Source organism: Nocardia sp. NPDC056564 (assembly GCF_042793755.1).
In the GTDB taxonomy this organism is placed as follows: domain Bacteria; phylum Actinomycetota; class Actinomycetes; order Mycobacteriales; family Mycobacteriaceae; genus Nocardia.
In genome coordinates, this window is sequence record NZ_JBHTUR010000002.1 from 805,519 (window position 1) to 818,886 (window position 13,368).

General features: G+C 66.5%; 11 protein-coding genes. 7 read left to right on the plus strand and 4 right to left on the minus strand.

Annotated features, from left to right (window positions below; all coding sequences use genetic code 11):
- The first annotated feature begins 91 nt into the window (after positions 1-91).
- Positions 92-1,006, plus strand: a complete 915-nt coding sequence (locus ACFQ9K_RS07870; protein ID WP_378726040.1) for a LysR family transcriptional regulator — start codon at positions 92-94, stop codon at positions 1,004-1,006.
- A gap of 117 nt (positions 1,007-1,123) precedes the next feature.
- Here ACFQ9K_RS07870 and ACFQ9K_RS07875 read toward each other — a convergent pair whose 3' ends face one another.
- Positions 1,124-2,239 carry a hypothetical protein gene (locus ACFQ9K_RS07875; protein WP_378726032.1) on the minus strand — a complete coding sequence of 372 codons (1,116 nt, stop codon included), beginning with the start codon at positions 2,237-2,239 and terminating at the stop codon, positions 1,124-1,126.
- 539 nt (positions 2,240-2,778) lie between these two features.
- On the opposite strand from ACFQ9K_RS07875, the gene ACFQ9K_RS07880 reads away from it, so the two are divergent.
- On the plus strand, positions 2,779-3,726 hold the full coding sequence (locus tag ACFQ9K_RS07880; RefSeq protein WP_378726034.1) for a hypothetical protein: 948 nt from the start codon (positions 2,779-2,781) through the stop codon (positions 3,724-3,726).
- On the opposite strand, the gene ACFQ9K_RS07885 is transcribed toward ACFQ9K_RS07880, so the two are convergent.
- The 3 genes from ACFQ9K_RS07885 to ACFQ9K_RS07895 all read right to left on the minus strand — a co-directional run bounded on the left by ACFQ9K_RS07885 (position 3,692) and on the right by ACFQ9K_RS07895 (position 6,507).
- Entirely contained in the window at positions 3,692-4,924 is a 1,233-nt protein-coding gene (locus tag ACFQ9K_RS07885; RefSeq protein ID WP_378726036.1) for a sigma factor-like helix-turn-helix DNA-binding protein, read from the minus strand. The genes ACFQ9K_RS07880 and ACFQ9K_RS07885 overlap by 35 nt on opposite strands.
- A 95-nt stretch (positions 4,925-5,019) precedes the next feature.
- Positions 5,020-6,084, minus strand: a complete 1,065-nt coding sequence (locus tag ACFQ9K_RS07890; protein WP_378982926.1) for a cobalamin-independent methionine synthase II family protein — start codon at positions 6,082-6,084, stop codon at positions 5,020-5,022.
- Between the two features lie 93 nt (positions 6,085-6,177).
- The gene (locus tag ACFQ9K_RS07895) at positions 6,178-6,507 is read right to left on the minus strand and encodes an ArsR/SmtB family transcription factor (RefSeq protein WP_378723101.1); all 330 of its coding nucleotides are present in this window, start codon (positions 6,505-6,507) and stop codon (positions 6,178-6,180) included.
- 90 nt (positions 6,508-6,597) lie between these two features.
- On the opposite strand from ACFQ9K_RS07895, the gene ACFQ9K_RS07900 reads away from it, so the two are divergent.
- The 5 genes from ACFQ9K_RS07900 to ACFQ9K_RS07920 all read left to right on the plus strand — a co-directional run bounded on the left by ACFQ9K_RS07900 (position 6,598) and on the right by ACFQ9K_RS07920 (position 13,190).
- Positions 6,598-7,368, plus strand: coding sequence for a glucose 1-dehydrogenase (locus tag ACFQ9K_RS07900; protein WP_378723068.1), 771 nt, complete (start codon positions 6,598-6,600; stop codon positions 7,366-7,368).
- A 590-nt stretch (positions 7,369-7,958) separates the two neighbouring features.
- A complete protein-coding gene (gyrB, locus tag ACFQ9K_RS07905; RefSeq protein ID WP_378723069.1) occupies positions 7,959-9,935 on the plus strand; it encodes a DNA topoisomerase (ATP-hydrolyzing) subunit B in 1,977 nt (658 codons plus the stop codon).
- 641 nt (positions 9,936-10,576) lie between these two features.
- Positions 10,577-11,914, plus strand: coding sequence for a tyrosine-type recombinase/integrase (locus tag ACFQ9K_RS07910; RefSeq protein WP_378723071.1), 1,338 nt, complete (start codon positions 10,577-10,579; stop codon positions 11,912-11,914).
- A 21-nt stretch (positions 11,915-11,935) separates the two neighbouring features.
- Complete coding sequence (locus tag ACFQ9K_RS07915) at positions 11,936-12,478, plus strand: HD domain-containing protein (protein WP_378723072.1); 543 nt, start codon at positions 11,936-11,938, stop codon at positions 12,476-12,478.
- A 295-nt stretch (positions 12,479-12,773) separates the two neighbouring features.
- Entirely contained in the window at positions 12,774-13,190 is a 417-nt protein-coding gene (locus tag ACFQ9K_RS07920; RefSeq protein WP_378723074.1) for a hypothetical protein, read from the plus strand.
- Positions 13,191-13,368: the final 178 nt, after the last annotated feature.

Below are 13,368 nucleotides of genomic sequence, written 5' to 3' on the forward strand. Positions count from 1 at the left end.
AGCCCACAGCGCCGAGACTCGCCGGGGGATTGTCGCCAGCGAAATGCTGGCAAACTCCGCTTCCGCTGGCGATAATCCAGAGGTGGAGGCGCTGGACATGAATCTGCTGGTGGCATTGGACGCGCTACTGGAGACGAACAGCGTCACCCGGGCAGCCGAACGACTGCACACCTCGGCGCCCGCCATGAGCCGGACGCTGGCCAAGTTGCGCGAGGCACTGGACGACCCGCTGCTGGTGCGGGCAGGCCGCAACCTGGTGCCGACGCCGCGCGCGCTGGAATTGCGTTACGAGGTCGGCACTCTGGTGGCGCAGGGGCGCGCGCTGCTGACGCCGCGGGGCGCGATCGATCCCGGTGCGCTGAAGCGGAACTTCGCGGTGCAGGCGGGGGACATGGTGCTCACCGAGCTGGCCGGGCCGCTGCTGGCCGCCGTGCGGGCCGAGGCGCCCGGAGTGACGTTGCGCTTCCTGCCCGACACCCTCGAAGGCACGGCGGCCCTGCGGGACGGGCGCGTCGACATCGAGATCGGCGTACTCGATCACGGTGACCCGGAGACGACCGTGCGGCGCGTGCTCGGCGACCGGATGATCGGCATCGCCGCGGCCGATCATCCACTGGTCACCGAACGGGTGACGGTCGCCCGGTTCGCGGCCGCCGCGCACCTGAGCATTTCGCGGACTGGTCAGGCGCGCGGGCCGATCGACGACCGCCTCGCTCTGCACGGGCGCACCCGCCGGGTGGTCGCTACGGTGCCGAACCTGACCACCGCGTTGTTCGCGGTGCACGGCAGCGATCTGATCTGCCCGGCACCCGCGTTGCTGACCCGTTCCGCCTTGCCCGCGCTCGGGTTGTGTGCGTTCGAGATTCCGCTCCCGCTGCCCGAGGTCGCGATCGGCCTCGCCTGGCACCCGCGCAACACCGCCGACAGCGGGCATCGCTGGCTGCGCGAGCTGATCGCGACGATCCTGAGCCGGCCCGTGGACTCCGCGGAGCAACCGGACAAGTAGTCGCCTGCGTGCCGTGCGCGAACATCGCCGGCCTGCGCGCATATCGGCAGACCCTGCGAGCGGCTGGCCGTGTAGCGGTTTTCCCTGCCGCACATCGCCGGTGCCACTCGATCGGCTCTACTTCGGCGGGCTGGACAGTCGGTAGTCGCGCGGTGCCTCGGTGCTGCGTTCCGGTGCGTAGCTGGTCGAGTTCAGGTCTGTCGCAGGCGGTCCGAAGACGTCGGACCGGCCGAGCGGGGCGGCCGCGGTCTTCTTCAGCTCGTCGAGCATGGCCTGCAACTTGTCGACGTGGGTGTTGTCGACCGGGATCAGGTCCTCGTCGGCGCGGTGGGCTCCGGTCAGCGAACTGCCGTTGGTCTCCGGTTTCGCGCCGTTCGTCCCGCGGCTGTAGTCGGCGCTGTCCGGCGCCGAGGGCATCATGCTCTCGTACGAATTCTCCTGCGGGCCGGTGAAGTTCTGGTACGCGGAGGCGGCCGGTTCGCGCGGCGCGGTGAAGCTCGACTGCCGGACCGGTAGCGGTTCCCGCGGCGTCGGCGCGGTGAAGTTCGTCGACTGGGCCGGGCTCGGTTCGCGCGGTGTCGGCGCGGTGAAGTTCTGCGCGGGCGCCGGGGCCGGCTCGTACGGCACGGGTTCGCGTGGGGTGCTGAAGCCGCGCTGCGGCACCGAGTTCGCCTCGTGCGCGGCGGAATCGCGGGCCGGCGCGGTGTCGCGCGGGGTGGAATCGTAGCGGCGGGAGACGCTCTCCCTGGTCGCGGTGGCGTTCTCCCTGGCCGTGGTGGTGTCGCGGGCGGGCTGGACCAGGTCGTGCGAGCTGCCGACGCTCTCCCTGGCGGTGGGAGTGGTCGTGGCGGAGGCGGATTCGCGCTGGACGACCTGTTCGGCGGGCACCGAGTTGCGGCGCGAGGCGGCGCGCGGTAGCGGCCGCTCGGCGGTCTCCGGCGCGGCGTGCGACACGGTCGCGGCGGGCGCCGGCGCGGCACCGGATTCGACCTGCTCCAGCCGGCCGTCGATGCCCGAAATGTCCTGCCCGGCACGGAAAGCCCACGCCTCGAGCTTGGCCAGTCGCGCCTCGATGCTGTGGTCAGCCGGGACGGTACCGGCGGCGCCGACGGTGTCCACACCGTCGACCCGAGCCGCCACGGCGTCCAGTTTGTCGCTGACCTCACGGAGAACCGCCGCGATGCTCGACAGCATCGCGCCGATCGACTCGCCGGTCTCTTGACCGTGCTCCATCCAGTACCCACTTCCCCGTATCGGCCCAGCTCGCGCGGGGCCGGACGATTCTATCCGCCCAGTTGGAAATACGCGGCCTACGGAAACCGGCTACGCACCGGCCTCCCCGGATCTGATCGAAGCAGCGTAGGCGGGCCGTTCCGCACCGACGCAGGCGAGGTCGGCACGATCCGGTTTGTCCGGAACAGATCTGCTTACGAATTGGCACCCAACCGAGGCGCACCCCGTCGTAGCCTAAACGTTATCGCGCGCCGGTGACGCCCGAGCAGCGTGCGGCAGCACACGGCGGCGCGTGGCGCGGCGACGTCACAGGATGGCGGCTACTGTCAATCTACCGACATATACGTGTCGTCCGGGCCGCCTGCCACGGCGAATTTCCTTGTGGCGCAGCCTACACCAGGCGTTCAGCCGGAAATCTGACACTGTGGCGCACCCGGGCGCGGGGTAAAGGGGACTGGCGAGGTCGGCGCGCGTGGCGCACTCTTGATCTATGGCGTAGGTCGCCAGACCTGCGGTGGTTTGGGCAGGGGAGTGGTGGCGTGAGAACGAAGCAGCGGGCGGAGATCGCCTGCGGTCGCCAGGCGATGCTTGCCGAGCTGGGTATAGCGGACGGCGCGGGCAGGGCCCGCAGGCGCTCCGGCGGATACGGCTGTAAGTGCCCGGAATGTGACGCGGCGCAATGGGATATGCGGCGACTGAAATACTGGGTGTGCGGCCGGTTGCTGGCGAACGGCGCCGACGTGGCCGAGGTGGATCGACGGGTGGATGGGCTGCCGGTCGACATCTACTGGCGCAAGGGCGAGCGCGAGTTCGTCATCGAGGTGCGCAGCGGCGCGCTGGAACGTCCGCTCGCGCAGGAACATACGGACCGGCTGCGCAAGGCGGGCATCGAGGACGTGCTGTGGCTGTGCCCGCCCGGCTACTGGGTCGATCATCTGCACGCCCTCGGCGTCGCCGATTTCGCCCCGCCCGCTTGCGATTACCAGACGGTGACCGGTGTGCTGGACACCGAGCACAGCGCGGTCGCGTCGCCGCGCAAGCAGCCGCTGGAGCTGCGCGACTTCATCGCGGGCTGGGTCCGCGGTGACATCGTCTGGGGCTACCGTGATGTGATGACAGGAGGTTGGGCCACCGTGGCCGACTGGGAGCACCACACGAAAACGCAGGCGATGATCATCGCCCGGCAGCGTCAGGAGCTGGTCAACCAGCGCACGACGCTGGCCCTGTCCCGGAAATCGGTGCGGGACAAGCAGAAGCACCTGATCAAGCTGACCGCCCGGCTGGAGCGCGCGGAGCAGGAAGCCCAGGAGCGGGCCGACTCGCTCGCGCAGGCGCGCCGCACGATCGACGACCACAGCCGGGTCGACACCTCGCTGCGCAACACGATCAAGCATCTGCAACAGACCATCAATCACTGGCAGCTGGTGACCTGCTGCGCGATGATGCTGATCGTCACGTTCCTCGCGGGCGCGATGGTGGTGCGCTGAGCCGGAACGGGCCACGGTCCCAACGCCATTCGTTGCGCAGCACCAGGGCGATGAAGTCGAGCAGCTCGAGGCCGGTTTCGTCGCGCACCTGCCGGATCGCGGACCAGGGCGCCGGTCCGTGCTCGACCAGCTCGTTCAGTTTCGCTGCGCTGCTCGGGTCGACCGGGCGGGCGAGGAGATCGGGGAGGCCGAGGAGGCTGCCGGTCCAGACGAGCCAGCCCCAGCCCCTGCCGTGTGCGTAGGCGCGGGCAGCGGCGGCTTTGGCCCGATTGACGTGGAAGGCAACGTGTCCGAGCGGTTGCACGTCGATCAGCACGACCCGGCCGTCGGTCAGCCGGGCGGCGATGCTCGGGTAGGCGAGCTGTTCGGTGCCGTCCAGGTCGTAGCCGACGGCGGCCGGTTGCTCCTGGAACGAGTCGACGAGGTCGCTCGCGTTGAGGATCCACAGCAGGCGCGCTTCCAGGCCGGAGTCGAACGGGACGTCGCGGCCGACCTTGTCGAGGTAGAAGTGCCCGCGTCCGTCGTCGTCGCTGTCGACCGTGCGGGCCGAGGTGAGGGGTAGCGCGTCCGGGGTGGCGCCCGATCCCGGCCAATCCACCTGTCCCAGCCAGGGATTCAGCTGACTCGTCGCGCGCGGTTCGGCGTCGCGCAGCTTGGCCAGCCGCCGGTTCGTCTTCTTCTGCCAGGCCGCGATCCGTTGCGTGACGAAGCCCGCGATGCGTTTCGCGTCCTCGGCGGCGTGGCCGGCCAGCCGCAACTTCACGTACGACAACTCGTTCGCCGCGATATCGGTGTCGGTCGCGTAGGTCTCCACCAGCAACGTCCGGACCAACTGCTGGTCGCGCGCGCCGACCGGATAGCGCACGGCGAACGCGCTCGCCGCCCGGTGCCCGCTCAGCTGGGCGTTGCGGATCAGCTGGCTCACGGCCTTGGTGTGCAGCTGCCGGATCCGGTCCCTGGACAGGTCGTAGCGCGCGCCGATCCTGGCCAGCGTCTCCGGTTGCTCGCCGGTGACGCCGAGCCGATAGGACAGGATCTCCCCGTCCTTGGCCTTGCGGTCGGCCTGCAACGCGATCAGCTCGGCCAGCAGCTCGTTGACCTCCTCGAGCTCGAACGAGATGTCGTCCTGGAGATCGAGGAGTTCGGGGTCGGTCCCGTCCGCCGCGGCGGGTGCTTCGACCTCCCGGCTAACCGTCACGCTGCGACCCCCTGGCTCGGTTTACTGTGCGGCTCAGCCTAATGCCGACCACCGACATTTCCGCCGCACCGACCGCGTCCAGAGGGTCGCCCGGGTCAGACCCCTAACTGCTCTGCGGCCAGCCGGGTGCCTTCGAGCCGCGCGGTGATCTTGGCGAACGCGGTCTCCCGCGAGGTCGACGTGTCGTCGGCGAACGGGGAGAACCCACAGTCGTCGCAGGTGCCGAGCCGGTCGACCGGCAGGTGCCTGGCGGCGGCCAGCACCCGGTCGCGCACCTCTTCCGGCGTCTCCACCCGCGGGTCGATCGGGTCGATCACGCCGACGAAGACGCGCGCGTCCGCGGGCAGGTACTCGGCGATGATCGCGAGCACCTTCTCCGGGTCCGGCTCGCTGGCCAGCTGGACGAAGAAGTTGCCCGCCTTCAGCTGCAACATCTTCGGCAGCAGCCCGGCGTAGTCGACATCGAGGCTGTGCGTGGAGTCCTGGTCGCCGCCCGGGCAGGTGTGCACCCCGATCCGCGCCCGCTCCTCGGCCGAGAAGCGTTCGAGCACCTGGTTGTTCAGCTCGATGAACTGATCGAGCACGCCGCCGCTCGGATCGAGCTTCAGCGACAGCCTGCCCTCGGTGAAGTCGAGCTGCACGCTGTGCGCGCCGGCGTCGAGGCAGCCGCGAATGTCGGCCTCGGCCTCGTTGATCAGATCCGCGAGGAAGGCTTCGCGCGAATATCCGTCGATGGGTTCGCTCGGGTACAGCAGGCTCATCGCCGACGGCGCGATCACCGCCTGTTTCACCGGCACGGTCGCCAGCGCCTGCGCCGCCCGCAGGTAGTCGGCCGCGTGCGCCTGATACCGGAACGGTCCGCCGGTCAGCACCGGTAACTGCCGCTGGTGCCCGTCGGCGAACGGGATCACCGCGCCGGCGGGCGCCAACTGGCTCGACCCGGCGATCGGATACGTGACAAAACTGGGTTTGCTCTGCTCGCCGTCAGTGACGACCGGCGACCCGGTCTCCTCTAACCGGCGAATGGTGTCACTGACAGCCCGTTGCTGCACCTCGGCGAAGGCCGCGTCATCGATCTCGCCTGCGCCGTGGGCCGCCATCGCGGCCTGCAACTCCGGGGAACGGGGAATGCTACCGATCAGCTCTGTGGGGATGGTCACACTGGCGAGTGTAAGTGAATGATTCCATGCGCAAATATGAAATCAGCTGCGCCGGTGCGATATTCACGTGATTACCGGTTTTTCCTGATTTGTTCAGGCCTTGGCGGGGACCGCTTCCCCGGCTTCGGTCCTGGCCGCGGCGATCAGGGAGTCGAGCAGGCCGGGGAACCGGGCGTCGAGGTCTTCGCGGCGCAGCGATTGCAGCGTCTCGCGGCCGGAGACGCGCTGCCAGATGATCCCGGCGTCGCGCAGCACGCGGTAGTGATGGGTCAGGTTCGACTTGGGCACGCCGTCCACGATCGAGCCGCAGGTGTGCTCGCACCCGTCGGCCAGGACGCGAACGATGCACAGCCGCAGCGGGTTTCCCACGGCGGCGAGCACATTCGCCAGCTGGATCTGCGCCCGCTCGGGGTGTGCCGTCATCACAGCGACCAGGATAGCGCGACTGTTGACAAACAGTCGAACTGTACGTAAGTCTTTGAACAGTTCAACTGTCTTGAAAGGTCGCCCCAGATGCGTGCTAGCAGTTCCCGATTCGACGACAAGATCGCCCTCATCACCGGCGGGACCAGCGGGATGGGGTTGGCCACCGCGCGTCGCCTGCTCGACGAGGGTGGCCGGGTGGTCATCACCGGGCGGGACAAGGCTCGGCTCGATGCCGCGGTCGAGGAGTTGGACGGTGGGGATCGGGTGCTCGCGGTCGCCGGGGACGCCGCGAAGCTCGCGGATCTCGGGGCGCTGGCGGCCGCGATCGAGGAGCGGTTCGGCCGGCTGGACGTGGTGTTCGCCAATGCGGGTGTGGGGGCGTTTCAGCAGCTCGCCGAGGTGACCGAGGACGAGTTCTACCGGGTGATCGACATCAACTTCAAGGCGGCGTTCTTCACGATTCAGCAGACGCTGCCGCTGCTGGCCGATCGTGGGGCGATCGTGATCAACGCGTCGTTCGCGCTGCATCGGGGGAGCCCCGGCGCGGCGCTCTACTCCGCGAGCAAGGCGGCCGTACAGAATCTGGCGCGCACGTTGGCGGCGGAGTTGGCGCCCAGGCGAATTCGAGTCAACTCGGTGAGCCCGGGTTACACGGCGACGCCGGCGTTCGAGGCCGAAGCCTCGGCGGAGATCCAGGCGGCCGCGGTTGCCACCGTGGCCGCGGGGCGGATCGGAACGTCCGAGGAAGTCGCCGCCGCGGTCGCGTTCCTCGCCTCGGACGAGGGTGCGTACATCAACGGTCAGGACCTGCTCATCGACGGAGGGCTCGTCTCTGCCACTCCGGCTGCCATGATCTAACCCCCGCCTGAACCCCGGCCTCGCCCCCCTGCCCACATCGGCACGGGGGCGTTCTGCTGCCCGGTGCCCGTCCGTCGTCTCGTCATCGCGCAAGGATCCGCACTCCCTCTCGGGTTCTGCACTCGCTATAGGGGCACTAGGGAGACTGCAGATCCCGAGAGGGAGTGCGGCTGTCGCTGGTTCGCGGTCGGCGGGACGGGGTGGGTTTGTCTCGTTGGTCGTGGGTGGTCGGAGGGGTTCTTCTCGGCGGGCCTTCCGATAGTGGACGTGTCATGGAACGCGATTGTCGCCAGTTTTCGGAATTCCTCTCGATTGATGCCTGGCGCGCCCTCAGGGCGTCTGGTAGTGCAGTCCGCGTAGGGGGGATCGAATCAATAGGTTCTGATGGATCTGCGAGAGCTCTAGCCATGTTGAATGGACACCCAAGGACCGCTTGTGGCTATGATGGAAATGTAACTAGCGGCGAACCCTTCGGCGCGTAGCGCGCAGCACGCGCGAGGACCCGTACTTCTCGGCAACACCATCCCTGGGCCTTCTGTGTGCGATCGCCGCTGCGTCGGAGATCGACAAGCGGGGAGGTCTACCGACCAGTGGCTACCAGAAACTCCACCTCGACCGGTCCGAGGGCGAAGACGGCCGAGCAGGACTACGACGCCGGGTCGGTCACGGTCCTCGAGGGGCTCGAGGCGGTCCGCAAGCGGCCGAGCATGTACATCGGCTCCACCAATGAGCGTGGCCTGCACCACCTCGTCCGGGAGATCGTGGACAACTCCGTCGACGAGGCGATGGCCGGTTACGCCACCCGGATCGACGTCACGCTGCTGGCCGACGGGGGCGTCGAAGTGGCCGACGACGGCCGCGGCATCCCGGTCGCGATGCACGAGATCGGGATACCGACCGTCGAAGTCGTGATGACCCGGCTGCATGCCGGCGGCAAGTTCGATTCCGCGACCTACGCGGTGGCCGGCGGGCTGCACGGTGTCGGGCTTTCGGTGGTGAACGCCCTCTCGACCCGGGTCGAACTGGAGATCGACCGCGACGGTTATCACTGGACCCAGAACTACCTGCGCGCCAAGCCCGAGGAACTGGTGCGCGGCGCGCCGACGAAGCGAACCGGCAACACCACGCGATTCTGGCCGGACCCGGACATCTTCGAGACGACCACGTTCAACCTGGAGACCGTCGCGCGACGCATGCAGGAGATGGCGTTCCTGAACAAGGGGCTGACCATCGTCCTGACCGACGAGCGAGTCGAGGCGCCGGATTCCGCCGAAGACCGGACACGCACCTTCCACTACCCGGGTGGCTTGGAAGACTTTGTGCGCCATCTCAATCGGACCAAACAGCCGATCCACGACTCGATCGTCTCGTTCGCCGGCACGGGTCCCGGCCACGACCTCCAGGTCGCCATGCAGTGGAACTCGGGCTACTCCGAGTCCGTGCACAGCTTCGCCAACACCATCAACACCCACGACGGCGGCACCCACGAAGAGGGCTTCCGTGCGGCCTTGACCTCGGTGGTCAACAGATATGCCAGAGACAAGAAACTGCTGAAGGACAAGGACGGCAACCTCACCGGCGACGACATCCGCGAGGGCCTCACCGCCATCGTCAGCGTGCGCCTCGCCGAACCGCAGTTCGAGGCCCAGACCAAGATCAAATTGGGCAACACCGAGGTCCGGTCATTCGTCCAGCGCACCTGCAACGAGCGTCTCGCCCACTGGTTCGAGGCCCACCCCGCCGACGCCAAAACCATTGTCACCAAGGCGGTCTCGTCCGCCCAGGCGCGCACCGCCGCCCGCAAGGCCCGCGAGCTCGTCCGCCGCAAGAGCGTCAACGACCTCGGCGGCCTGCCCGGCAAACTCGCCGACTGCCGGTCCAAGGACCCGCGCAAGTCCGAGATCTACATCGTCGAGGGCGATTCCGCCGGCGGCTCCGCCAAGTCCGGCCGCGACTCCATGTTCCAGGCGATCCTGCCGCTGCGCGGAAAGATCATCAACGTCGAAAAGGCGCGCATCGACCGGGTTTTGAAGAACGCCGAGGTCCAAGCGATCATCACCGCCTTCGGCACCGGGATCCACGACGAGTTCGACATCGCCAAGCTGCGCTACCACAAGATCGTCCTGATGGCCGACGCCGACGTCGACGGCCAGCACATCGCCACCCTGCTGCTGACCCTGCTGTTCCGATTCATGCGCCCCCTCATCGAGAACGGGCACGTCTACCTGGCCCAGCCGCCCCTCTACAAACTCAAATGGCAGCGCAGCGACCCCGACTTCGCCTACTCCGACCGCCACCGCGACACCCTCCTCGCCGAGGGCCTGGCCGCAGGCAAGAAGATCAACCGCGACGACGGCGTCCAACGCTACAAAGGCCTCGGCGAGATGAACCCCAAAGAGCTCTGGGAAACCACCATGGACCCCGCCGTCCGCGTCCTACGCCAGGTAACCCTCGACGACGCCGCCGCAGCCGACGAACTCTTCAGCATCCTCATGGGCGAAGACGTAGAAGCCCGCCGCACCTTCATCACCCACAACGCCAAGGACGTCCGCTTCCTCGACGTCTGACCCCTCACCCACAACAAAACGGATCATCACACGCCCGCCCCACCTCACTCCCGTACGCCCGCAGCCCCGCCACAGCCCGCAAAACCTGCTGGGCAACACCGGATTCCAACCCCGGCGCCGCCCCCTCCAGCGGCCGCCCCCACCCCGCCGGCAGATCATCGATATCGAACCGAACCACCCCATCGATGAACAACGTCCACAACGCATGATCCGGAAAACAATTCATCCGCAACACCCACCACCGCCCCTCCACCAGCGCGGCCACCGGAAACTTCGAGTCCCCGGTCGCCTGCCACCGCGGGCGGGCATCAACCTCAGGCGTCCCCATCTGTCCAGTCTGCGCGATCACCCGCCGTCATCACCAGGCTCGGTCCGCTGAGGAGTTCCTGTGCGCAGGTCGACGGGCGAGGCCCAAAACGCAGATCAGCCCCGGTGTGAACCGGGGCTGATCTGGTACTACGGTGGTGCGCGATACTGGGATTGAACCAGTATCGCTGCTATTCTGGCGGTGAGTGCTGACCGGCAATTTACTGCCTCTTAGCTGCTGTTATGACGAATTCGTTCGTGACAGGTATGGACACAGATGGACAGGTTTGTACTCTGGTCTGGTGCAAATCTAGTGCAGGGCAGGAGGGGTGGACATGGGAAACAGCAAGGGAACCAAGCGAGGGTTCGGCACTATTCGGCAATGGCGATCTAAGCGCTGGGGAGCGTCGTATCTCGGTCCGGACGGAATCCAGTACAAGGCGCCATCGACGTTCGCAGCAAAGATCGACGCTGAAGCGTGGTTGACGGATCGCCGTCGGGAGATCGACCGTAATCTGTGGTCGCCTCCGAGCCCGGATGGCGAAGTGCGGGCGAAGCCAATGACGTTCCGGCAGTACGCGGAAGGCTGGATGCGACACCGGGAGCTCGCAGACCGTACGCGCGAGGACTACCAAGACTGGCTCGACAAACACATCCTGCCGACGCTCGGTGACGTGCCGATGAAGCTGTTCGAGGATCGCGAACTCATCGACAAGTGGTACAAGAAGCTGAACCCGGACACTCCGACGCTCCGTGCGCGCGTGTACAGCCTGGCGTCGACCATCTTCAACTCGGCAGTCGATGACAAGAGGAAGACCGGGCTGACGACGAACCCGTGCCGGATTCGCGGTGCGACCTCGGTCAAAGCAGCTCATAAGGTTCGGCCGGCGGATCTCGCGGAACTTGAGGTTCTGACGGTGACGATGCCTGACCGGTTTCAAGCGATGGTGCTGCTCGCCGCGTGGTGTGCACTTCGTTTCGGCGAGCTGACTGAACTCAGGCGAAAGAACGTCGATCTGGTGCGCCGGAAGGTTTGGATTAACCACGGAGTCGTCAGGCTGAAGAGTAAGACGAAGGGTGTTGCACGCCGGAAGGTGAAGAAGCCGAAGACCGAAGCCGGCGAGCGACCGGTCACGTTGCCGCCGCACCTTGTCCCGGCTCTCGAAGACCATCTTCGTGACCATGTCGAGCCCGGTATGGATGCGTTGCTGTTTCCGGCAGCAGGTGGGGGACATCTCGCGCCGTCGACGTTCTACCGGCATTGGTACCGAGCTTGTCAGGCGGCCGGACGTTGGCAGTACGAAGACGAAAACGACAAGGTCGGCAAGACGGACCTCACGCTGCACGACCTGCGCCACACCGGTGCCACGTTGGCCGCGGCGACGGGTGCGACACTCGCTGGATTGATGGAACGGCTCGGTCACTCCACCCACCAAGCAGCGATGCGGTACCAGCACGCCGCAGCTAATAGCGATGAGGCTATTGCCCAAGGTCTTTCGTCCTTCGTCACGCCACCGTCGTCTCCGATGCCACCGTCGTCTCCGACGCCAGAGCCAATCAATCGAGTGAGTAGGCGCCGTAGTGTGCGACCTATCCAGCAGGTGCCGCGTCGTCGCGGTCAGCCGGTCAACCGAATCGGTCGGATAACCACTCGTAGCAGCAACAGTGCGTAATCCGTCCTTAGACTTGGATGCATGGCTGACCATCTTGTGACCTGGGCGGCCGAGCTGGCTCGTGCCAAGCTCGAATCGTCGCTGCCGCGACGATGGACGCATGTTGCAGGTGTCGCGCGGCAGGCTGCTCGCGCTGCTGACCTCGTTGACGATGGTGGCCTGCTCGTTGCCGCCGCGTGGCTCCATGACGTCGGCTACGCGCCCGACTTGGTTCACACAGGATTTCATCCGGTCGACGGCGCGCGATTCTTGGAGGCTCAGGGCGTCGACGAGCGGTTGTGCGCGCTGGTGGCGAACCACTCCTGTGCTTGCGTCGAGGCACGTCGTCGTGGTCTCGAACTGGATTGGCGGGACGAACAGACGCCCCTCCGCGATGCGCTGTGGTGGGCCGATATGACGACGACTCCTGATGGACAGCGAACAGCTGTTCAAGACCGCATCAACGAAGTGAATGCACGGTATGGAATAGAACACGTCGTGACGTTGTCCCTCAATGAGGCGGCACCGGAATTGATCGCTGCTGCCTCGCGAACCGAGACTCATCTGGGCACCGTGACGCACTGAGCGTGCTGTCTCATGAGATTGGTGTGTCACCACGCGTCGCGGAGGTCATGAGTCTCGAGGACTGGCCAGTGCAGAACGCCACAGACTGGCGAGATCAGTCCAGGGGTACCCGACGGACGATTCACCCCTCCTTTGAACCACATCCAGTGACAATCAAGTAGTGATAGAGGGAGGTCCTGCCGGCAGGGCACGAGGGCACACACTGGAGACGATTCGTTGGCATCTTGCGCGCGAAGATCAGCTTCGAGGCGCCGTCACCGCGCGAGCGGGGGCAGTACTGAGTACCAATGCACTGGTGGTCGCTGGCACCGCATTGGCACTGTCCCTGAAAAGCGCGCAGCGGCTCAACCTGGCGGTGCTGATTTCCGCGTACAGTGCGCTCGTCGTGGTCGCTGCATCGGTCACTTGTGCGGCCACGGCGCTGATTACGCTATTCCGCGTCGACCACCGGATCTATGGCCCTCGCGACGCCGCGGCGGCTGTCTACAACTACGCCGGTATCAGTGACCGTTGGCCCACCTTCGATGAGTTCCGACAAGCGATGGCAGAGCAATCCCCGGAGCAGCAACTCCGGGGCGCGCTTGTTGAATTGTGGAGGGCGTCGGGTCTGCACCGGTACCGCTACAAGAGACTTCGATGGGCGACACGACTACTGCTAGTCGCCATCGGTCTACTGTTGATCACCGTGGCGTTGGCCGCAGTCACTTATTAAGCGAAGTAGGGTTCAAACCAGTGATCAAGCTGCAATGAGGTCCAGCACGCCGCGGCAGGTAGCGACGAAGCAATCGCACTAGGACTCGCGGCATCTGGTTACTTTTTCGCCTGCGTCGCCGGAATCTGCCGTGCGGCTGGGATCGCGGCGAGTTACGCGGTCCACTCAGCAGCCCTAC

Bases quoted from the DNA above. Each gene is read 5' to 3' on its own strand.
- ACFQ9K_RS07895 (WP_378723101.1), bottom strand. From the start codon at position 6,507: ATGACGGCACACCCCGAGCGGGCGCAGATCCAGCTGGCGAATGTGCTC.
- ACFQ9K_RS07875 (WP_378726032.1), bottom strand. From the start codon at position 2,239: ATGGAGCACGGTCAAGAGACCGGCGAGTCGATCGGCGCGATGCTGTCG.
- ACFQ9K_RS07915 (WP_378723072.1), top strand. From the start codon at position 11,936: ATGGCTGACCATCTTGTGACCTGGGCGGCCGAGCTGGCTCGTGCCAAG.
- ACFQ9K_RS07910 (WP_378723071.1), top strand. From the start codon at position 10,577: ATGGGAAACAGCAAGGGAACCAAGCGAGGGTTCGGCACTATTCGGCAA.
- ACFQ9K_RS07900 (WP_378723068.1), top strand. From the start codon at position 6,598: ATGCGTGCTAGCAGTTCCCGATTCGACGACAAGATCGCCCTCATCACC.